This window comes from Mycobacterium sp. IDUB_5 (assembly GCF_055419565.1).
Window position 1 is genome coordinate 140,124 of record NZ_JBVAXX010000003.1, and the last position, 19,550, is coordinate 159,673.

15 protein-coding genes are annotated in these 19,550 nt (G+C 67.0%); 11 read left to right on the forward strand and 4 right to left on the reverse strand.

Annotated features, from left to right (window positions below; all coding sequences use genetic code 11):
• The first annotated feature begins 63 nt into the window (after positions 1-63).
• The gene (locus ACZY1G_RS09960) at positions 64-660 is read left to right on the forward strand and encodes a TetR/AcrR family transcriptional regulator (protein WP_463822307.1); all 597 of its coding nucleotides are present in this window, start codon (positions 64-66) and stop codon (positions 658-660) included.
• Between the two features lie 3 nt (positions 661-663).
• Here the strand turns inward: ACZY1G_RS09960 and ACZY1G_RS09965 are convergent, their stop codons facing one another.
• Positions 664-1,260: a DinB family protein gene (locus ACZY1G_RS09965; protein WP_463814123.1), complete on the reverse strand. Its 597-nt coding sequence runs from the start codon at positions 1,258-1,260 to the stop codon at positions 664-666.
• A 3-nt stretch (positions 1,261-1,263) separates the two neighbouring features.
• Positions 1,264-1,800, reverse strand: a complete 537-nt coding sequence (locus ACZY1G_RS09970; RefSeq protein ID WP_463814124.1) for a DinB family protein — start codon at positions 1,798-1,800, stop codon at positions 1,264-1,266.
• A gap of 124 nt (positions 1,801-1,924) precedes the next feature.
• Between ACZY1G_RS09970 and ACZY1G_RS09975 the strand changes: the two genes are divergently transcribed.
• Positions 1,925-2,497 (forward strand): DUF308 domain-containing protein, encoded by a 573-nt coding sequence (locus ACZY1G_RS09975; RefSeq protein WP_463814125.1) that lies wholly within the window; start codon positions 1,925-1,927, stop codon positions 2,495-2,497.
• Here the strand turns inward: ACZY1G_RS09975 and ACZY1G_RS09980 are convergent.
• The gene (locus ACZY1G_RS09980; RefSeq protein ID WP_463822308.1) at positions 2,443-3,051 is read right to left on the reverse strand and encodes a TetR/AcrR family transcriptional regulator; all 609 of its coding nucleotides are present in this window, start codon (positions 3,049-3,051) and stop codon (positions 2,443-2,445) included. The genes ACZY1G_RS09975 and ACZY1G_RS09980 overlap by 55 nt on opposite strands.
• 64 nt (positions 3,052-3,115) lie before the next feature.
• On the opposite strand from ACZY1G_RS09980, the gene ACZY1G_RS09985 reads away from it, so the two are divergent.
• From ACZY1G_RS09985 to ACZY1G_RS10020, 8 genes are all read left to right on the forward strand, one after another.
• Positions 3,116-4,069 (forward strand): helix-turn-helix transcriptional regulator, encoded by a 954-nt coding sequence (locus ACZY1G_RS09985; RefSeq protein ID WP_463822309.1) that lies wholly within the window; start codon positions 3,116-3,118, stop codon positions 4,067-4,069.
• Between the two features lie 15 nt (positions 4,070-4,084).
• On the forward strand, positions 4,085-4,987 hold the full coding sequence (locus ACZY1G_RS09990; RefSeq protein ID WP_463814128.1) for an ROK family protein: 903 nt from the start codon (positions 4,085-4,087) through the stop codon (positions 4,985-4,987).
• Between the two features lie 246 nt (positions 4,988-5,233).
• Positions 5,234-5,761, forward strand: a complete 528-nt coding sequence (gene rplJ / locus ACZY1G_RS09995; RefSeq protein ID WP_463814129.1) for a 50S ribosomal protein L10 — start codon at positions 5,234-5,236, stop codon at positions 5,759-5,761.
• A gap of 53 nt (positions 5,762-5,814) precedes the next feature.
• Positions 5,815-6,204, forward strand: coding sequence for a 50S ribosomal protein L7/L12 (gene rplL / locus ACZY1G_RS10000; protein WP_046361092.1), 390 nt, complete (start codon positions 5,815-5,817; stop codon positions 6,202-6,204).
• 188 nt (positions 6,205-6,392) lie between these two features.
• Complete coding sequence (locus ACZY1G_RS10005; protein WP_463814130.1) at positions 6,393-7,472, forward strand: ABC transporter ATP-binding protein; 1,080 nt, start codon at positions 6,393-6,395, stop codon at positions 7,470-7,472.
• A 294-nt stretch (positions 7,473-7,766) separates the two neighbouring features.
• Positions 7,767-9,371, forward strand: a complete 1,605-nt coding sequence (locus ACZY1G_RS10010; protein ID WP_463822310.1) for an alpha/beta hydrolase — start codon at positions 7,767-7,769, stop codon at positions 9,369-9,371.
• A 351-nt stretch (positions 9,372-9,722) separates the two neighbouring features.
• Positions 9,723-13,217 (forward strand): DNA-directed RNA polymerase subunit beta, encoded by a 3,495-nt coding sequence (rpoB, locus tag ACZY1G_RS10015; RefSeq protein WP_463814132.1) that lies wholly within the window; start codon positions 9,723-9,725, stop codon positions 13,215-13,217.
• 48 nt (positions 13,218-13,265) lie between these two features.
• Positions 13,266-17,219, forward strand: coding sequence for a DNA-directed RNA polymerase subunit beta' (locus tag ACZY1G_RS10020; protein WP_463814133.1), 3,954 nt, complete (start codon positions 13,266-13,268; stop codon positions 17,217-17,219).
• Between the two features lie 62 nt (positions 17,220-17,281).
• Here ACZY1G_RS10020 and sthA read toward each other — a convergent pair whose 3' ends face one another.
• Positions 17,282-18,697: a Si-specific NAD(P)(+) transhydrogenase gene (sthA, locus tag ACZY1G_RS10025; protein WP_463814134.1), complete on the reverse strand. Its 1,416-nt coding sequence runs from the start codon at positions 18,695-18,697 to the stop codon at positions 17,282-17,284.
• A 47-nt stretch (positions 18,698-18,744) separates the two neighbouring features.
• Between sthA and ACZY1G_RS10030 the strand changes: the two genes are divergently transcribed.
• On the forward strand, positions 18,745-19,518 hold the full coding sequence (locus tag ACZY1G_RS10030; protein ID WP_463822311.1) for an alpha/beta fold hydrolase: 774 nt from the start codon (positions 18,745-18,747) through the stop codon (positions 19,516-19,518).
• The last annotated feature ends 32 nt before the right edge of the window (positions 19,519-19,550 follow it).

Here is a 19,550-nt window from a genome sequence, read left to right on the forward strand (position 1 = left end):
GTGTGCCCAGTTTAGCTTCTGGATACGGTTGTGACCAGATCTGCGGCGGCCTACCCTTATCGGGTGTCGACTCCCACGAGATGGGCGGGCGTCCCGCTGGTCGACCGCCGCGCCGAGCGACGGGAGCTGCTGGTCGACGCCGCCTACCGCATCTTCGGGGAGGGCGGTGAGCAGGCGCTCTCGGTGCGGTCCGTATGCCGGGAGAGCGGCCTGAACTCGCGCTACTTCTACGAGAGTTTCGCCGACGTCGACGCCCTTCTCGGCGCCGTCTACGACCGGGTCAGCGTCGGGCTGACCTCCGCGGTCGACGCCGCGATGACCACAGCGGGCGCATCCCTGTCTGCCCGCACCCGCGCCGGGATGGCCGCGGTGCTCGAGTTCAGCTCCAGTGATCCGCGCCGGGGCCGGGTGCTGTTCACCGACGCCCGGGCCAACCCGGTACTCGCCGCTCGCCGGGCCGCCACCCAGGACCTGCTGCGGGAGGCGGTGCTCTCGGAGGGGTGGCGACTACACCCGGGTTCCGACCCGGTGGCCGCGCAGGTGGCGGCCGCGCTGTACGCCGGCGCGATGGCCGAGCTGGCGCAGCAGTGGCTGGCCGGGCGCCTCGGCGACGATCTCGACGCCGTCGTCGACCACGCGCTCGCCCTCGTGCTGCGCTGAGGCTCAGCCAGCTGGGCGCCAGCGCTTGATGAAGTCGGTCTCCGGCCATTCCTCGTGGGCGGCCATCAACTCGTACATCGTTGCGCCATCGCAGGTTTCGCGGATGATGTCGGCGTGACCCGCGTGCCGGGTCAGCTCCTCGATGAGGTGGAATCCCACCCAGCGCACGGTCCAGAAATCCACGTCGCTGGGGAACCACGGCACCTGATGGGGCACCGGGACGGGAGTGTCGAGGTCTTTCTCGGCGAACGCCGCCAGCACGTCGTCGCTGACGCTGCGCAAGTCGTCGAGCAGCTCGGTCAACGTCTCGTCGTCGCGCATCACGTGCTGGTCGGCGTGCTCGGCCATCTGCTCCTCGATGGGCCGCGGGTCGGGGGCGGGGAAGTCGGGCGCCGCGAGGACACGTGCGAGCCAGCCGCGCTGCACGCCGGCGGCATGCTTGACCAAGCCGCCGACCGACAGCGCGCTCGCCGAGGGCGTTGCCCGGGCCTGTTCGTCGGTCAGACCGTGGGTCACCGAGAAGAACGCATTCTGGTTGAACCGGAGGAATTCGATCAGGCTCTGGCGTTCGCCGGTGGCGGGTGGGGGGAGTCCGGGCATTTGTCACTTCTCCTTGTTTTGTGCGCGAAGGTTGGTGTGTGCGTAAAGATCACGGATGCAAGCGATTTCGGCACCGTGGTGGATCATCTCTCGGTTGATGTGCAGTACCAGCGTGATCATCGGGCGCTCGCCGTACGGGCCTTCGGCCGGTCCGCACGGGCGTTCCAGGGCGTCGGCGTCGAGGCTGCGGACACCGCGCAGCCAGCGGTCGTACTCGTCGTCGAGTTGGGCGAGCGCGGTCGCGGCGTCGGTGGCGTAGGGCCAGGAGTCATAGTCCGCGGGCGGTCCCCCGAAGTGCGAGTGACTGCGCATCGCCAGCACTCCGACGATCACGTGCGCCAGCCGCCACGCGATCGTGGTGAACGGTTCGGGATCCGGAGGCGGGGCGGCGAAGTCGACGCGGCCGTCGCGGTGCACCGTCCAGCAGTCCTGGACCGGTTGCCAGTAGTACTCGTCGTCGGTGAGCCCGGTCAGCCGCGGCCGCAGCTGCGACCGCCAGTGCAGGTCGAGTTGGTCGATCAGTTCGTCGGTGACGTCCATGGCGTCAGCATCGCACCCATTCAGGACTGTTCCGGTCCTGAAACCAGACGGTCTCACAGTTTCGGTGGGTGTAGTCGTGTGACTACACTTGTGTAGTCGATTGACTACACTCTGAGGAGAAATCATGACCGGAACGACGCTCGACGCACGCCGCACCGCGGATACAGCTTCGTGGCTGCGGGGGTACTACGCGGTGCGCGGCGCCGTATCGCTGGCGTGGGTGGCCACAGCCCTGGCCGTCGGCCCGATGTCGCCCGTTCTGTCCGGCGTCCTGCTGGTCGGTTATCCGGCCTGGGATGCGCTCGCCAACATCGCCGACGCCCGGCGCGCGGGCGGTCTCCGGCGCAACCCCACCCACCTGGTCAATGTCCTCGTCAGCGTCGTGACCACGGCGGCTGTCGGCGGGGCGCTCACCCTGGGCATGAACGCCGTTCTGGCCGTGTTCGGCGTGTGGGCGGTCCTGTCCGGCCTGCTGCTCGTCGCCACCACCGTGCGCCGCGGCACGGGGGTCGGGGGGCGATGGTTTCTGGTGATCAGCGGCGTGCAATCCGCGGCCGCGGGCGTCATGTTCCTCGTCAAAGCGGGCGGCCAGAGTGTTCCGAGCGTCGCCGACATCGCGCCCTATGCCGCCTTCGGCGCGCTCTACTTCCTCGTATCGGCGGGCTGGCTCTCCGTGTCGCTGCTGCGCTCACGCTGAAGTCCCCGGGGGTCGGCGAGCTGGTCGGCCAGCGGGCCGGCGTTCGGGACGGTGGCGGGCGGCCCGTCCTCCAGGCCCGTCGCCACTTTCAAGAACGGTCCGAACAGGCGCCATCCCAGCTGCAGCGCGAGTGCATCGGCGGTGGCCACCCGTGCAGCCTGGTCATCTCCGAGACGATCCCGGGCGACAGCGATCAATTGCTCCACATTCGGGAACCGGTGCTGCATCCGCCCGACGTCGAAACCATCGAGCAACGCCCTGGCGATCACCGTCCAGTTGCGCTGGGCCAGAGCTTCGACATCGTGCGGACCCGCCGCCGTCGAGCGAGCCGCGTCCAGCTCCTCGGCGAGATGATCCAACGTCGCCGCCACCACGGCGTCCTTATTGCCGATATGGCGAAAAATGAGTCCAGCGTTGATGTTCGAGCGCTCGGCGATGTCGCGCAGGCTCGTGGCCGCCGGTCCGCGCTCGGCGAACAGATCCGCGGCATGGGAGAGCAGGACGGGCCGGATGCGCGCACCGGCCTCCCTCTGCGTGCTGCTGTCTGTAGCCACGTGACTACGTTAGCGCCCGCCTCATAGGACAGTTTCGGTCCGCAGAATCTGGCACGCTGACGAGATGTCCGAGACGACCAGCCGCGTTCTGCAGCTCCTCGGCCTACTGCAGTCACGACGGGTGTGGTCGGGGGAGGAGCTGGCCGCCCGGCTTAACGTCACCACCCGCAGCGTTCGCCGCGACATCGAACGGCTGCGCGAGCTCGGCTATCCCGTCGCCGCCAGCAGGGGACACGGTGGCGGATACCAACTGGGCGCCGGCGCCGCGCTGCCGCCGCTGCTGCTGGACCCGGACGAGGCGGTCGCGATGGCGGTCTGCCTGCGGCTCGCGGCCGGCGGCAGCGTCGCCGGGGTCGGCGAGTCGGCACTGCGGGCGCTCAGCAAGCTCGACCAGGTGATGCCGCGGCGGTTGCGTTCCCAGGTCTCCGCGGTCCACGAGGCCACGGTCACGCTGACGTCGGGCGCACCCGAATCCGTCGTCGAACCCGACGTCCTGATGACACTCGCGCGGGCCAGCCGGGACCGCGAGCACGTCACCGCCGGCTACGTGGACCGCGGCGGCACCGCGACGCGACGCCGCCTGGAGCCCTACCAGCTGGTGACCACGGGACGCCGCTGGTACCTGCTCGCCTACGACCGTGACCGGGAAGACTGGCGAAGCCTGCGGCTGGACCGCATGTCCGACGTCGCGGCCGTCGGCACCACGTTCACCGCACGCGACGCCCCCGACGCGGCCGCCTACGTGCGCCGATCCATCAGCACATCGCCCTACCGGTACGTGGCCCGGGTCCGCTACCACGCACCCGTCGACACCGTCGCCCCGTGCTTCCCGCCCGGCTCGGTGAACGTCGAAGCCGACGGCCCCGACGCCACCATCGTCACCGCAGGTGCCGACGATCCCCGGCAGATGGTTCCCTACCTCGCGATGGTCGACGCCGAGTTCGAGGTCCTCGGGTCGCCCGAGGTGGCCGAGGCTGTGGCCGCGGTCGGCGAGCGGTTGCGCCGGGCCACGCACTGAAGAAAGGACGACCTGATGGTCACGCTCGCCCTCGACGTCGGCGGCACGAAGCTCGCGGTCGGACTGGTCGACGACTCCGGTGCGCTGCGATACCGCGCGGAACTGCCGACCCCGCGCGCCGACGCCGAGGCGGTCTGGGCCGTCGCAGACGCCCTGCTCGTCGATGCCCTGGCCGCCGCCGGTGGCGATGTGGACGCCGTCGGCATTGCGTCCGCCGGACCGATCGACGTCCCGGCTGGCACCGTCAGTCCTATCAACATCGTTGCCTGGCAACGCTTTCCGATCGTTGCGCGGGTGGCGCAGCGCACGGGCGCGACCGTGCGTCTCGGCGGTGACGGATTGTGCATGGCGCTGGGGGAGCAGTGGCGAGGAGCGGCCGTGGGAGCCCGATTCCTGCTCGGCATGGTCGTCTCGACCGGCGTCGGCGGCGGCCTCGTTCTCGACGGCGCGCCGTGTCACGGACGGACCGGCAACGCCGGCCACGTCGGTCACGTGGTGGTGGAACCGGACGGCGCTCCGTGCACATGCGGTGGGCACGGCTGCGTCGAGACAGTCGCAGCCGGCCCGTGGCTGGCGCGGTGGGCGCGCGAGCGCGGATGGCAGGCCCCACCTGAGGCCGGCGCGAAGGAGCTGGCCGAGGACGCGCGGCGGGGTGACCCGGTAGCCGTGCAGGCATTCGGTCGCGGTGCCGACGCGCTGGCCCGGATGATCGCCTCTGTCGGCGCCGTGTGCGACCTGGATCGCGTGGTCATCGGCGGCGGTGTGGCCCGCGCCGGGGAGCTGCTGTTCGACCCGCTGCGGGCGGCGCTGCACCGGTACGCGGGGTTGAGTTTTCTCCGCGGCCTGGAGGTGGTGCCGGCCCACCTGGGAGGTGACGCCGGGCTGATCGGCGCCGCCGCTCTCGGCCGTTTTGGCTGATCGGGGCGCAGCAGGCTATTCTTGCCGGGTTCCACCGAAGACCGTCGGTCACCAGTCACATGGTTGAAGGTCCGGGTTTCACCCGGCGGCCCACGCAGGAGGACGAGGCACGTACCTCACATGTGTGCGCCCCGACCTGTCTGCGTCGGGGCGTTCGTCGTTTCACGACGTCACAAGACCTTCTCTCCTGCGTCCGGCCGGCGCTCCTCGACGGGACATCCGTACACCCACCACGAGGAGGCATGCATGGCCAAGGCTGAAAAGGCCACCGCGGTCGCCGACATCGCCGAACAGTTCAAGGAGGCGACGGCGACGCTCGTCACCGAATACCGCGGACTGACGGTCGCCAACCTCGCGCAGCTGCGCCGTTCGCTCGGCGACTCCGCCACCTACACCGTTGCCAAGAACACCTTGGTCAAGCGTGCGGCGGCAGAGGCAGGCATCGAAGGCCTCGACGAACTGTTCGCCGGTCCCACCGCGATCGCGTTCGTCAAGGGAGAGGCCGTCGACGCCGCCAAAGCGATCAAGACCTTCGCCAAGGACAACAAGGCGCTGGTCATCAAGGGCGGCTACATGGACGGCCGCGCGCTGTCCGTCGACGAGGTCAACCGCATCGCGGACCTCGAGTCGCGCGAGGTGCTGCTGGCCAAGCTGGCCGGCGCGATGAAGGGCAATCTGACCAAGGCTGCCGGTCTGTTCAACGCTCCGGCGTCGCAGGTCGCACGTTTGGCTGCCGCACTGCAGGAAAAGAAGGCCGCCGAGGAAGCGGCCTGACGGCTGCTCGGCACACACCACTGACATCAAGAAGTAACGAAGGAAGGACCATCATGGCCAAGCTGTCCACTGAAGAGCTGCTCGACGCGTTCAAGGAGCTCACCCTGCTCGAGCTGAGCGAGTTCGTGAAGGCGTTCGAGGAGACCTTCGAGGTCACCGCTGCGGCGCCGGTCGCCGTCGCCGCTGCCGGCCCCGCCGGTGGTGCCCCCGCCGAGGCCGCCGAGGAGCAGTCGGAATTCGACGTCATCCTCGAAGGTGCCGGCGAGAAGAAGATCGGCGTCATCAAGGTCGTCCGCGAGATCGTGTCCGGCCTGGGCCTCAAGGAAGCCAAGGATCTGGTCGACAGCGCCCCCAAGCCGCTGCTCGAGAAGGTCACCAAGGAGGCCGCCGAGGACGCCAAGGCCAAGCTCGAGGCCGCCGGCGCATCGGTGTCGGTCAAGTAGTAAGAGGTATTCCGGAGCCGTCGTTCTGACGGTGACGTCAGTCGTGGGGCTGGTCTGGCAAACAGACCAGCCCCGCGCTACGTTCGGGCCCGGTCCGGCCCCGGCCGTGTGACCGGTAGGTTATGGTGACTCAAGCCACAAGCGGGGATCCGTGGCGAGCAGATGCTGGATTGGCGAGAGGAATTCGCGTGGGTATTGGTATCCAGGTCGAGGGGTTGACGAAGTCCTTCGGCTCACAGCGAATCTGGGAAGACGTCACGTTCGATCTGCCCGCCGGCGAGGTGAGCGTTCTGCTGGGCCCGTCGGGTACCGGTAAGTCGGTGTTCCTGAAGTCGCTGATCGGTCTGCTGCGCCCGGAGCGCGGCAAGATCATCGTCGACGGCACGAACATCATCGAGTGCTCGGCCAAGGAGCTCTACGAGATCCGCACGCTGTTCGGTGTCATGTTCCAGGACGGCGCGCTGTTCGGATCGATGAGCCTGTACGACAACACGGCGTTCCCGCTTCGTGAGCACACGAAGAAGAAGGAATCCGAGATCCGTCAGATCGTGATGGAGAAGCTGGACCTGGTGGGTCTGGGCGGTGACGAGGACAAGTTCCCGGGCGAGATCTCCGGCGGTATGCGCAAGCGCGCCGGCCTGGCCCGCTCGCTGGTGCTGGACCCACAGATCATCCTGTGCGACGAGCCGGACTCTGGTCTGGATCCGGTGCGTACGGCGTACCTGTCGCAGTTGCTGATCGACATCAACGCCCAGATCGACTGCACGATCCTGATCGTCACGCACAACATCAACATCGCCCGCACGGTGCCCGACAACATGGGCATGCTGTTCCGCAAGCACCTGGTGATGTTCGGTCCCCGCGAAGTGCTGCTGACCAGCGATGAGCCGGTGGTCAAGCAGTTCCTCAACGGTCGACGGATCGGCCCGATCGGTATGTCGGAGGAGAAGGACGAGTCGACGATGGCCGAGGAGCAGGCCATGGTCGACGCGGGTCACCATGACGGTGGCACCGAGGAGATCGAGGGCGTTCCGCCGCAGGTGATGGCGACCCCTGGCATGCCCGAGCGCAAGGCTGTGGGCCGTCGCCAGGCCCGGGTGCGCGAGATCATGCACACCCTGCCTCCGGCCGCCCAGGAAGCCATCCGCGCCGACCTGGACGGCTCGAACAACAACTCGGCCCGCGATTACGACGCGGAGTCGTCCTCGCGCCGTGACGAGGACGACGCACCCACCGGTCGGATCCCCGTCGGCGGCGAGAACCGCTGATGTCCCGCCCGCTCTGCGGGCGCCCCCTCAACCTGGCGTGAGTCGCTGTCGCGCGCTCTGAATCAGGCCTGTTCGGCGCCGTCTCTTGGCGCCCGTCAAGTTTTCATCGATCGTTGTCTTGCGGCTCCGCCGCGGTGGTTATACAGTTTGCCAGAATCGCGTTGCCGTGCGGAAAATCGCACTTAGGGCACAGAAACGCGGTTTCTCAGCGCTTTCTGACACAGGAGAATAATGGTCGACCGCTATCGGGTCTGGGTTGGGGCAGGCGTTTTAGCGGGGGGAATGTCAGCTGCGATGCTGACGAGCGCGGGTGTCGCGGCAGCCGACGATGCATCGTCGTCGGGCACGGGCACCCAGGCGTCGTCGAATGCCGGCGGCGGGGATGAAGCGTCGCAGGCCAAGACGGTGACTTCGAAGACGGTGACTTCGAAGCCGGTGACGAAACGGGACCGTACATTCGGGGTGAAGCCGCACCGGACGGAATCGTACAAGCCAGAACCGGAGAAGCCAGACCAGGGCGAGCCCGGGTCGGACAAGCCCGAGCCCGACGTGTCGCAACCCGAGGTGACCCCACCGGACACAGCGGCCCCCGAGGAGTCCGCGATCGACAAGCCGGTGCGCACACCCTTGCGGGACCTGTTCGGCGGCGGTAGACACCGTGCGCCGGAGCCCGACACGGAATCCGTCGCATCCGAGGACGCCGGTGCTACCGACGAGGCCGAACCGTCCGATGAACCCACCGTGACGCCCGTCGTCGAGACATCGTCGTCCGAACCATCGTCGTCCGAAACCGTCGCGCAGCCCCGGCGTCTCGTGCGTCCGAGCATGTTCGCCACCGGCATAGAGACCGATCTGGGCGCGCCGGACGGGGCCATGGTCATGCGCCTGGCTGCCGCCGACGCGCCGCCGGCGCAGACGACGACCCTGCTCGACGTCCTCAACACCATCGGCAAGAAGTTCTACGACTTCTACACCGACACCATGCAGTTCTTTGCCGGCCCGGTCCGCGCGCCGTTCGGCAGCACTGTCCGGGTCGAATCGTCGACGCTGACCATCGGCGGCCACAAGGACGTCCCCGCCGACTGGTACTTCCCCGACACCGACACCCCCGCCGGGTTGATCTACCTGCAGCACGGCTTCCTGGCCAACGCATCGTTCTACAGTGCGACCGCGGCATATCTGGCCGAGAAGACCGACAGCATCGTCGTGGTGCCGTCGCTGACGTGGAATCCATTCGACGTCGAGAACTACCCGCTCGAATGGCCGAGCACCGGTCGAGCGATCGCGGCCCTGTTCGCCGGTGACCGCGCGGCGCTGACGGCCAGCGCACACGCCGCCGGGTACGACGGGGTGCTGCCCGACCGGGTCGTGCTGGCCGGGCACTCGGCAGGTGGCGGCCTGGTGGCGATGGTCGGGAGATACATGGTCCAGACCGGCAACGCCGACGATCTGGCCGGACTGATCATGTTCGACGGGGTCGGCACGCTCAGCTACATGAGCCAGGACATCGCCGCGATCCCGACATCGATCCCCGTGTACAACATCGCGGCCGGGCCCAGCTCCTGGAACTGGTACGGCGACACGAACCGCAAGCTCAGCGCCGTCCGGCCCGGCATGTTCACCGGCGTCACGTTCCGGGACGGGTCGCACGCCGACGGTATGCAGACCACCGCGCCGATCGTGCAGTACTTCGCCTACCTGGCGATGGGGCACTCGTCGCCGCTGGACGTGATGGCGAACAAGGTGCTCGCCGCGGGCTGGATCAACGACATGCTCGACGGCACCCACACCGACCGGCTCTACGACAGCGACGCCTCGGCGTGGAGCGTCGTCACCGGCTGGTGGTGGGATCAGTTGACCTCGTCGTCGCCCCGGCGCGTGCGCACCGTGACGATCTGATGTTCCAATTACTCCCAAACACCGCGTTGTCTCTTGACGGAACAGCGAAACCGGGCCAATCTATTGGCCAGCATGTTTGCACGGGATGAGGACGCCAGCCAGCGACCAAGCCTTCACAGCATGCGATCTGTGCCTGGATGTTGAGGAATAGCCCGTCCTGCGCTATCGTTGGACGTTGCGCTGGCTGCATCCTGCCCACCTCATCCGCACCGCCCACGTAGTCGAAGCCTGAGTTCTGCTCAGCGATCTCGACGCGTGCCGTGCGCCGGAGGCGGCTCGTGGAGCCAGCCGAACCGACGCAGAATCGCGGCACGATGGTCCGGTCTCCTCCGGTCTCCACGGTCGCATGAGGTGCTGGAAGGATGCATCTTGGCAGGGTCCCGCCAGATCGAGTCAGTAACCAACAACTCCGTTCCCGGAGCACCAAACAGAATTTCCTTCGCGAAACTCCGCGAGCCTCTCGAGGTTCCCGGGCTGCTCGACGTCCAAACCGAATCGTTCGAGTGGCTGATCGGCGCGCAGGACTGGTTCCAGCGTGCCGTCGACCGCGGCGATGTGGACCCCAAGGGTGGTCTGCAGGAGGTTCTCGAGGAGCTGTCCCCGATCGAGGACTTCTCGGGTTCGATGTCGCTGTCCTTCTCCGACCCACGCTTCGACGAGGTCAAGGCACCCGTCGACGAGTGCAAAGACAAGGACATGACGTACGCGGCTCCGCTGTTCGTCACGGCCGAGTTCATCAACAACAACACCGGCGAGATCAAGAGCCAGACGGTGTTCATGGGTGACTTCCCGATGATGACGGAGAAGGGCACCTTCATCATCAACGGCACCGAGCGTGTCGTGGTGAGCCAGCTGGTCCGCTCGCCGGGCGTGTACTTCGACGAGACGATCGACAAGTCCACCGAGAAGACGCTGCACAGCGTCAAGGTGATCCCCGGCCGCGGCGCGTGGCTGGAGTTCGACGTCGACAAGCGCGACACCGTCGGTGTGCGCATCGACCGCAAGCGCCGCCAGCCGGTCACCGTGCTGCTGAAGGCGCTGGGCTGGACCAACGAGCAGATCACCGAGCGTTTCGGCTTCTCCGAGATCATGATGGGCACGCTGGAGAAGGACAACACCGCCGGCACCGACGAGGCGCTGCTCGACATCTACCGGAAGCTGCGGCCGGGCGAGCCCCCGACCAAGGAGTCCGCGCAGACCCTGCTGGAGAACCTGTTCTTCAAGGAGAAGCGCTACGACCTGGCCCGCGTGGGCCGCTACAAGGTCAACAAGAAGCTGGGCCTCAACGCAGGCAAGCCGATCACCAGCTCGACGCTGACCGAAGAGGACGTCGTCGCGACCATCGAGTACCTGGTCCGTCTGCACGACGGCCAGACCACGATGACGGTGCCCGGCGGTGTCGAGGTGCCGGTCGAGGTGGACGACATCGACCACTTCGGCAACCGTCGTCTGCGTACCGTCGGCGAGCTGATCCAGAACCAGATCCGGGTCGGCCTGTCGCGTATGGAGCGCGTCGTGCGTGAGCGCATGACGACTCAGGACGTCGAGGCGATCACGCCGCAGACCCTGATCAACATCCGTCCCGTCGTGGCGGCGATCAAGGAGTTCTTCGGCACCAGCCAGCTGAGCCAGTTCATGGACCAGAACAACCCGCTGTCGGGTCTGACCCACAAGCGCCGCCTGTCGGCGCTGGGCCCCGGCGGTCTGTCCCGTGAGCGCGCCGGCCTCGAGGTCCGCGACGTGCACTCCAGCCACTACGGCCGCATGTGCCCGATCGAGACCCCGGAAGGCCCGAACATCGGCCTGATCGGTTCGCTGTCGGTGTACGCGCGGGTCAACCCGTTCGGCTTCATCGAGACGCCCTACCGCAAGGTCATCGACGGCCGGGTCACCGACCAGATCGATTACCTGACCGCCGACGAGGAGGACCGCCACGTCGTGGCGCAGGCCAACTCGCCGCTCGACGGTGACGGACGCTTCGAAGAGGAGCGAATCCTGGTCCGACGCAAGGGCGGCGAGGTCGAGTTCGTCTCGGCGGCCGAGGTCGACTACATGGACGTCTCGCCGCGCCAGATGGTGTCGGTCGCGACGGCGATGATCCCGTTCCTCGAGCACGACGACGCCAACCGTGCCCTGATGGGTGCCAACATGCAGCGCCAGGCCGTTCCGCTGGTCCGCAGCGAGGCCCCGCTGGTCGGCACCGGTATGGAGCTGCGCGCCGCCATCGACGCCGGTGACGTCATCGTCGCCGAGAAGGCGGGCGTCATCGAAGAGGTGTCGGCCGACTACATCACCGTGATGGCCGACGACGGTTCCCGGCACACCTACCGGATGCGCAAGTTCGCCCGTTCCAACCACGGCACGTGCGCCAACCAGCGCCCGATCGTGGACGCCGGGCAGCGTGTCGAGGCAGGTCAGGTCCTCGCCGACGGTCCGTGCACCGAGAACGGTGAGATGGCACTGGGCAAGAACCTGCTCGTCGCCGTCATGCCGTGGGAAGGGCACAACTACGAGGACGCGATCATCCTCTCCAACCGTCTGGTCGAAGAGGACGTGCTGACCTCGATCCACATCGAGGAGCACGAGATCGATGCCCGCGACACCAAGCTGGGCGCCGAGGAGATCACCCGGGACATCCCGAACGTCTCCGATGAGGTGCTGGCCGATCTCGACGAGCGCGGCATCATCCGCATCGGCGCCGAGGTCCGCGACGGCGACATCCTCGTCGGCAAGGTCACGCCGAAGGGCGAGACCGAGCTGACTCCCGAGGAGCGCCTGCTGCGCGCCATCTTCGGCGAGAAGGCCCGCGAGGTTCGCGACACGTCGCTCAAGGTGCCCCACGGTGAGTCCGGCAAGGTCATCGGCATCCGCGTCTTCTCCCGTGAGGACGACGACGAGCTGCCGGCCGGTGTCAACGAGCTGGTCCGCGTCTACGTGGCCCAGAAGCGCAAGATCTCCGACGGCGACAAGCTCGCCGGACGCCACGGCAACAAGGGCGTCATCGGCAAGATCCTGCCCGTCGAGGACATGCCGTTCATGCCGGACGGCACCCCGGTGGACATCATCCTGAACACCCACGGTGTGCCGCGTCGTATGAACATCGGCCAGATTCTGGAAACCCACCTCGGGTGGGTGGCCAAGGCCGGCTGGAACATCGAGGGAAGCCCGGAGTGGGCGGCCAATCTGCCCGAGGGCATGCAGTCGGCCCCGGCCGATTCCATCGTGGCCACCCCGGTGTTCGACGGTGCCCGCGAGGGCGAGCTGGAGGGCCTGCTGGGCTCGACGCTGCCGAACCGCGACGGTGACGTGATGGTCAACGCCGAGGGCAAGTCACAGTTGTTCGATGGTCGCAGTGGCGAACCGTTCCCGTACCCGGTGACGGTCGGCTACATGTACATCCTGAAGCTGCACCACCTCGTCGACGACAAGATCCACGCCCGCTCCACCGGTCCGTACTCGATGATCACGCAGCAGCCGCTGGGTGGTAAGGCGCAATTCGGTGGTCAGCGATTCGGTGAGATGGAGTGCTGGGCCATGCAGGCCTACGGCGCTGCCTACACGCTGCAGGAGCTCTTGACGATCAAGTCCGACGACACGGTCGGTCGCGTCAAGGTCTACGAGGCCATCGTCAAGGGCGAGAACATCCCCGAGCCGGGCATTCCGGAGTCGTTCAAGGTGCTTCTCAAGGAGCTGCAGTCGCTCTGCTTGAACGTTGAGGTGCTGTCTTCGGACGGCGCGGCGATCGAAATGCGAGACGGCGACGACGAGGACCTGGAGCGTGCTGCTGCCAACCTCGGAATCAACCTGTCCCGCAACGAATCCGCCTCTGTGGAAGACCTTGCGTAGATCTGGCCTTGTGAATTTTTCTAGTCCCGAAAGGGGAAAGGGAGTTACGTGTTAGACGTCAACTTCTTCGATGAACTCCGCATCGGTCTCGCGACCGCGGACGACATCCGTAACTGGTCCTTCGGCGAGGTCAAGAAGCCGGAGACCATCAACTACCGCACGCTCAAGCCCGAGAAGGACGGCCTGTTCTGCGAGAAGATCTTCGGACCGACTCGCGACTGGGAGTGCTACTGCGGCAAGTACAAGCGCGTCCGCTTCAAGGGCATCATCTGCGAGCGCTGCGGCGTCGAGGTCACTCGCGCCAAGGTGCGTCGTGAGCGGATGGGTCACATCGAGCTGGCCGCTCCCGTCACGCACATCTGGTACTTCAAGGGTGTGCCGTCGCGGTTGGGCTACCTGCTCGACCTGGCCCCGAAGGATCTCGAGAAGATCATCTACTTCGCGGCCTACGTGATCACCGCTGTCGACGACGAGATGCGGCACAACGAGCTGTCGACGCTCGAGGCCGAGATGGCCGTCGAGCGCAAGGCTCTCGAGGATCAGCGCGACGCCGACCTCGAGGCCCGGGCGCAGAAGCTCGAAGCCGACATGAAGGAGCTCGAAGACGAGGGCGCCAAGTCCGACGTCAAGCGCAAGGTCCGCGACGGTGGCGAGCGCGAGATGCGTCAGCTGCGCGACCGGGCCCAGCGTGAGCTGGACCGGCTCGAGGAGATCTGGACGACGTTCACCAAGCTGGCTCCCAAGCAGCTGATCGTCGACGAGCTGCTCTACCGCGAGCTGCAGGACCGCTACGGCGAGTACTTCGAAGGCGCCATGGGCGCCGAGTCGATCAAGAAGCTCATCGAGACCTTCGACATCGACGCCGAGGCCGAGTCGCTGCGCGACACCATCAAGAACGGCAAGGGCCAGAAGAAGCTGCGTGCGCTCAAGCGACTGAAGGTCGTCGCGGCGTTCCAGACCAATCGGAACTCGCCGATGGGCATGGTCCTCGACGCGGTCCCGGTGATCCCGCCGGAGCTGCGCCCGATGGTGCAGCTCGACGGTGGCCGGTTCGCCACGTCGGATCTCAACGACCTGTACCGCCGTGTGATCAACCGCAACAACCGTCTCAAGAGACTGATCGACCTCGGTGCCCCCGAGATCATCGTCAACAACGAGAAGCGGATGCTGCAGGAGTCCGTCGACGCGCTGTTCGACAACGGCCGTCGCGGCCGTCCCGTCACCGGCCCGGGCAACCGCCCGCTCAAGTCGCTGTCGGATCTGCTCAAGGGCAAGCAGGGTCGGTTCCGTCAGAACCTGCTCGGCAAGCGCGTCGACTACTCGGGCCGTTCGGTCATCGTGGTCGGCCCGCAGCTCAAGCTGCACCAGTGCGGTCTGCCGAAGCTGATGGCTCTCGAGCTGTTCAAGCCGTTCGTGATGAAGCGTCTGGTCGACCTGAACCACGCGCAGAACATCAAGAGCGCCAAGCGCATGGTGGAGCGTCAGCGTCCGCAGGTGTGGGACGTCCTCGAAGAGGTCATCGGCGAGCACCCCGTGTTGCTCAACCGTGCGCCCACGCTGCACCGCCTGGGCATCCAGGCCTTCGAGCCGCAGCTGGTGGAGGGCAAGGCCATCCAGCTGCACCCGCTGGTCTGTGAGGCGTTCAACGCCGACTTCGACGGTGACCAGATGGCCGTGCACCTCCCGCTGAGTGCGGAGGCGCAGGCCGAGGCCCGCATCCTGATGCTGTCGTCGAACAACATCCTGTCTCCCGCGTCGGGCCGCCCGCTGGCCATGCCGCGTCTGGACATGGTGACCGGCCTGTACTTCCTGACCACCGAGATCAAGGGCGACACCGGCGAGTACACGCCGGCCGCCAAGGATCAGCCGGAGTCCGGTGTGTACAGCAGCCCGGCCGAGGCCATCATGGCCCTCGACCGTGGCGCGCTGTCGGTGCGCGCGAAGATCCGCGTCCGGTTGACGCAGCAACGTCCGCCGGCCGATCTCGAGGCGCAACTGTTCGAGAACGGCTGGACCCCGGGCGACGCCTGGACCGCCGACACGACGCTGGGTCGCGTGCTGTTCAACGAGTTGCTGCCCAAGGGCTATCCGTTCGTGAACGAGCAGATGCACAAAAAGGTGCAGGCCCGGATCATCAACGACCTTGCCGAGCGCTACCCGATGATCGTCGTCGCGCAGACCGTCGACAAGCTCAAGGACGCCGGCTTCCACTGGGCGACGCGTTCCGGGGTGACGGTCTCGATGGCCGACGTGCTGGTGCCGCCGCAGAAGCAGGAGATCCTCGACCGGTACGAGAAGGAAGCCGACGGGATCGAGAAGAAGTACCAGCGCGGTGCGCTCAACCACGACGAGCGCAACGAGGCCCTGGTCAAGATCTGGCAGGACGCGACCGAAGAGGTCGGTAAGGCGCTGGAGGAGTACTACCCCGAGGACAACCCGATCATCACGATCGTGAAGTCCGGCGCGACGGGCAACCTCACCCAGACCCGCACCCTGGCCGGCATGAAGGGCCTGGTGACGAACCCGAAGGGTGAGTTCATCCCGCGTCCGATCAAGTCCTCGTTCCGCGAGGGCCTGACGGTGCTGGAGTACTTCATCAACACCCACGGTGCCCGTAAGGGTCTGGCCGACACCGCGCTGCGTACCGCCGACTCGGGGTACCTGACCCGTCGTCTGGTCGACGTGTCGCAGGACGTCATCGTCCGGGAGAACGACTGCGCGACCGAGCGTGGCATCAACGTCACGCTGGCCGAGCGTCAGGACGACGGCACCATGGTGCGCGATCAGCACATCGAGACGTCGGCCTATGCCCGCACCCTGGCGACCGACGCGGTCGACGCTGACGGCAACGTCGTGGTCGAGCGTGGACACGACCTGGGTGATCCGGCGATCGACGCACTGCTGGCCGCGGGCATCACCGAGGTCAAGGTGCGGTCGGTGCTGACCTGCACGACAGGCACCGGCGTGTGCGCGATGTGCTACGGGCGTTCGATGGCGACCGGCAAGCTGGTCGACATCGGCGAGGCCGTCGGCATCGTGGCCGCGCAGTCCATCGGTGAGCCCGGCACGCAGCTGACGATGCGTACCTTCCACCAGGGTGGTGTCACCGGCGGTCAGGACATCGTCGGTGGTCTGCCCCGCGTGCAGGAGCTGTTCGAGGCACGTGTGCCCCGCAACCGCGCTCCGATCGCCGACGTCACCGGGCGGATTCGCCTGGAGGAGAGCGACAAGTTCTACAAGATCACCATCGTTCCCGACGACGGGGGCGAAGAGGTCGTGTACGACAAGCTCTCGCGTCGTCAGCGTCTGAAGGTGTTCAAGCACGACGACGGCTCCGAGCGTCTGCTGACCGACGGCGACCACGTCGAGGTGGGCCAGCAGCTGATGGAAGGCTCGGCCGACCCGCACGAGGTGCTGCGCGTCCAGGGTCCCCGCGAGGTGCAGATCCACCTCGTCAAGGAGGTCCAGGAGGTGTACCGCGCTCAGGGTGTGTCGATCCACGACAAGCACATCGAGGTCATCGTCCGGCAGATGCTGCGTCGCGTCACGATCATCGATTCGGGTGCGACGGAGTTCCTGCCCGGCTCGCTGACCGAGCGTGGCGAGTTCGAGACGGAGAACCGTCGGGTGGTCGCCGAGGGCAACGAGCCCGCGGCGGGGCGTCCGGTGCTGATGGGTATCACGAAGGCATCGCTGGCCACGGATTCGTGGCTGTCGGCGGCGTCGTTCCAGGAGACCACCCGCGTGCTGACCGATGCGGCGATCAACTGCCGCAGCGACAAGCTGCAGGGTCTGAAGGAGAACGTGATCATCGGCAAGCTGATCCCGGCCGGTACCGGCATCAACCGGTACCGCAACATCCAGGTTCAGCCGACCGAAGAGGCCCGCGCTGCGGCGTACACGATCCCGTCCTACGAGGATCAGTACTACAGCCCGGACTTCGGCCAGGCCACCGGTGCCGCGGTGCCGCTGGACGATTACGGCTACAGCGATTACCGGTAGCGACTACCACTAGTCGGCACAGAGAAGAACCCCCACTCTCGACAGAGGGTGGGGGTTCTTTTCTATTTCTGGAACTCTTCGACGGCGCGCAGCTTGTTGGTGACGTCGAGCGCAGCGATCTTGTAGGCCTCGGAGAACGTCGGATAGTTCAGCACCGCGTCGACGAGGTAGTCGACCGTGCCGCCGCAGCCCATCACGGCCTGTCCGATGTGGATCAGCTCGGTGGCATTGCTGCCGAAGATGTGAATTCCCAACAGCTTTCGGTCTTCGGTCGAGACCAGGAGCTTGAGCATGCCGTGGGAGTCGCCGGCGATCTGTCCGCGGGCCAGCTCGCGGTAGCGGGCCACACCGAACTCGTATGGCACGGCCTTCTCTGTCAGCTCGGCCTCGGTCGCACCGACGAATGACACCTCCGGGATCGTGTAGATGCCGATGGGCTGCAGGGCGGTCATGTCGTTGGCCGGCTCGTCGAACGCGTGGTAGGCGGCCAGGCGCCCCTGGTCCATGGAGGTGGCTGCGAGGGCGGGGAAGCCGATGACATCGCCGACGGCGAAGATGTGGTCGACCGGGGTGCGGAAGTCGTCGTCGACCTGCAGGCGTCCCCGCTTGTCCGCCTCCAGGCCTGCCGCCTTCAGGTCCAGGCCGTCGGTGAGACCCTGCCGGCCGGCCGAGTACATGACGGTGTCGGCGGCGATCCGCTTGCCCGACGCCAGCGTCGTCAGCGTGGTGTCCTCGCCGATCTCCACCCCGGTGACCTCCTCGCCGAAGCGGAACGTCACCGCGTGGTCGCGCAGATGGAAGGTGAGTGCCTCGACGATCTCGGAGTCGACGAACTCCAGCATCGAGGGCCGCTTCTCGATGACGGTCACCTTGGTGCCCAGTGCGGCGAAGATCGAGGCGTACTCGATACCGATGACGCCGGCGCCGACCACCACCATCGACAACGGGACCTTCTTGAGCCCGAGGATTCCGTCGGAATCGAGCACCTTCTCGTCGTCGAACTCGATGTCTTCCGGGCGGGCCGGCTTGGTGCCGGTCGCGATCACGATGTTCTCGGCCGTGACGGTGATGTGTTCGCTGTCGTTGTCGTTCTCCACGATGACGGTGTGTGGGTCGACGAAGCGACCGTGCCCGGTGAACAGGTCGATCCGGTTGCGGATCAGCTGCGAGCGGACCACGTCGATCTCGCGGGTGATGACGTGGGACGTCCGCAAATGCAGGTCCTCGGTGGTGATGTGGTCCTTGACCCGGTAGCTGGTCCCGTAGAGCTCGCGCTGGTTCATGCCGGTCAGGTAGATGACGGCCTCACGCAGCGTCTTCGACGGGATCGTGCCCGTGTTGACGCACACCCCGCCCAGCATCCAGCCCCGCTCGATGACGGCGACGGACTTGCCGAGTTTGGACGCGGCCACCGCCGCTTTCTGCCCTCCCGGGCCCGAGCCGATGACCACCAGGTCGTACTCCGTCTGCGACGCCATGCCCTTACCTTTCCCCATTTCGGCGAGCTACACCCCACACTCGTGGGGTGCGGGTGACATCGCGGGGGTTCGGCATCCACTACACCGTCGCCGGGGTCGGCCCGACTCTGGTTCTTGTGCCGGGAACGCTGCTGGCGGCCAGTCAGTGGAAGGACCTCGGCTACGTCGATGCGCTGGCCGAGCGGTGGCGGGTGATCGCCGTGGACCCCCTCGGGCACGGCGACAGCGACAAGCCCCACAATCCCGAGGTCTACCGGGCGTCGGGTGTGGCGGCGGATCTGGTCGCGGTCCTCGACGCCGAAGGGGTCTCGCAGGCGACCGTGTGGGGGTACTCGCGCGGCGGCTGGTTGGCGGCTGCCCTGGCCAGCCGCCACCCCGACCGCGTGGCACACCTGGTCGTGGGCGCCTATGCGATGCATGCCCACGAGATGGAGGGCGCCCGGATGCTGACGCGGTTCGCCGAGCTGTTGGGCCGCCGCGACTGGGCCGGCATCTGGACGGCGTTCGGCATCACCGACACCGCGGTGCAGGACATGCTCGAAGGTGGCAACGATCCGCTCGCGGTGGCGGCCGCGATCACAGGGTCCCTGCAGCCCACCCGGTACATCGACCTCGCGTCGATCGCCTGCCCGGCCACCTACTACGTGGGAGCGCGGGACTGGATCGTGCCGCATGTCCGCGACGACGTCGCGGCGCTGTGCCGCCGCCCACTTCGTCGCAGCGTGACCCTCGACGTGATCGCCGGCCAGACCCACTTCGGGGTGTTCCTCACCGCGGTGGCGCCCGTGCTCGAGTTGATCGTCGCCCGCCTGGCCTTATAGGCGGCTCCTCAACGCGGCTCGTGCCTCACCGC

Excerpts from the sequence above, each read along its gene's own strand:
- ACZY1G_RS09965 (WP_463814123.1), bottom strand. The coding sequence starts at position 1,260 with ATGCCCGGACTCCCCCCACCCGCCACCGGCGAACGCCAGAGCCTGATC.
- ACZY1G_RS09970 (WP_463814124.1), bottom strand. The coding sequence starts at position 1,800 with ATGGACGTCACCGACGAACTGATCGACCAACTCGACCTGCACTGGCGG.
- ACZY1G_RS09975 (WP_463814125.1), top strand. The coding sequence starts at position 1,925 with ATGACCGGAACGACGCTCGACGCACGCCGCACCGCGGATACAGCTTCG.
- ACZY1G_RS09985 (WP_463822309.1), top strand. The coding sequence starts at position 3,116 with ATGTCCGAGACGACCAGCCGCGTTCTGCAGCTCCTCGGCCTACTGCAG.
- ACZY1G_RS09990 (WP_463814128.1), top strand. The coding sequence starts at position 4,085 with ATGGTCACGCTCGCCCTCGACGTCGGCGGCACGAAGCTCGCGGTCGGA.
- rplJ (WP_463814129.1), top strand. The coding sequence starts at position 5,234 with ATGGCCAAGGCTGAAAAGGCCACCGCGGTCGCCGACATCGCCGAACAG.
- rplL (WP_046361092.1), top strand. The coding sequence starts at position 5,815 with ATGGCCAAGCTGTCCACTGAAGAGCTGCTCGACGCGTTCAAGGAGCTC.
- ACZY1G_RS10010 (WP_463822310.1), top strand. The coding sequence starts at position 7,767 with ATGCTGACGAGCGCGGGTGTCGCGGCAGCCGACGATGCATCGTCGTCG.
- sthA (WP_463814134.1), bottom strand. The coding sequence starts at position 18,697 with ATGGCGTCGCAGACGGAGTACGACCTGGTGGTCATCGGCTCGGGCCCG.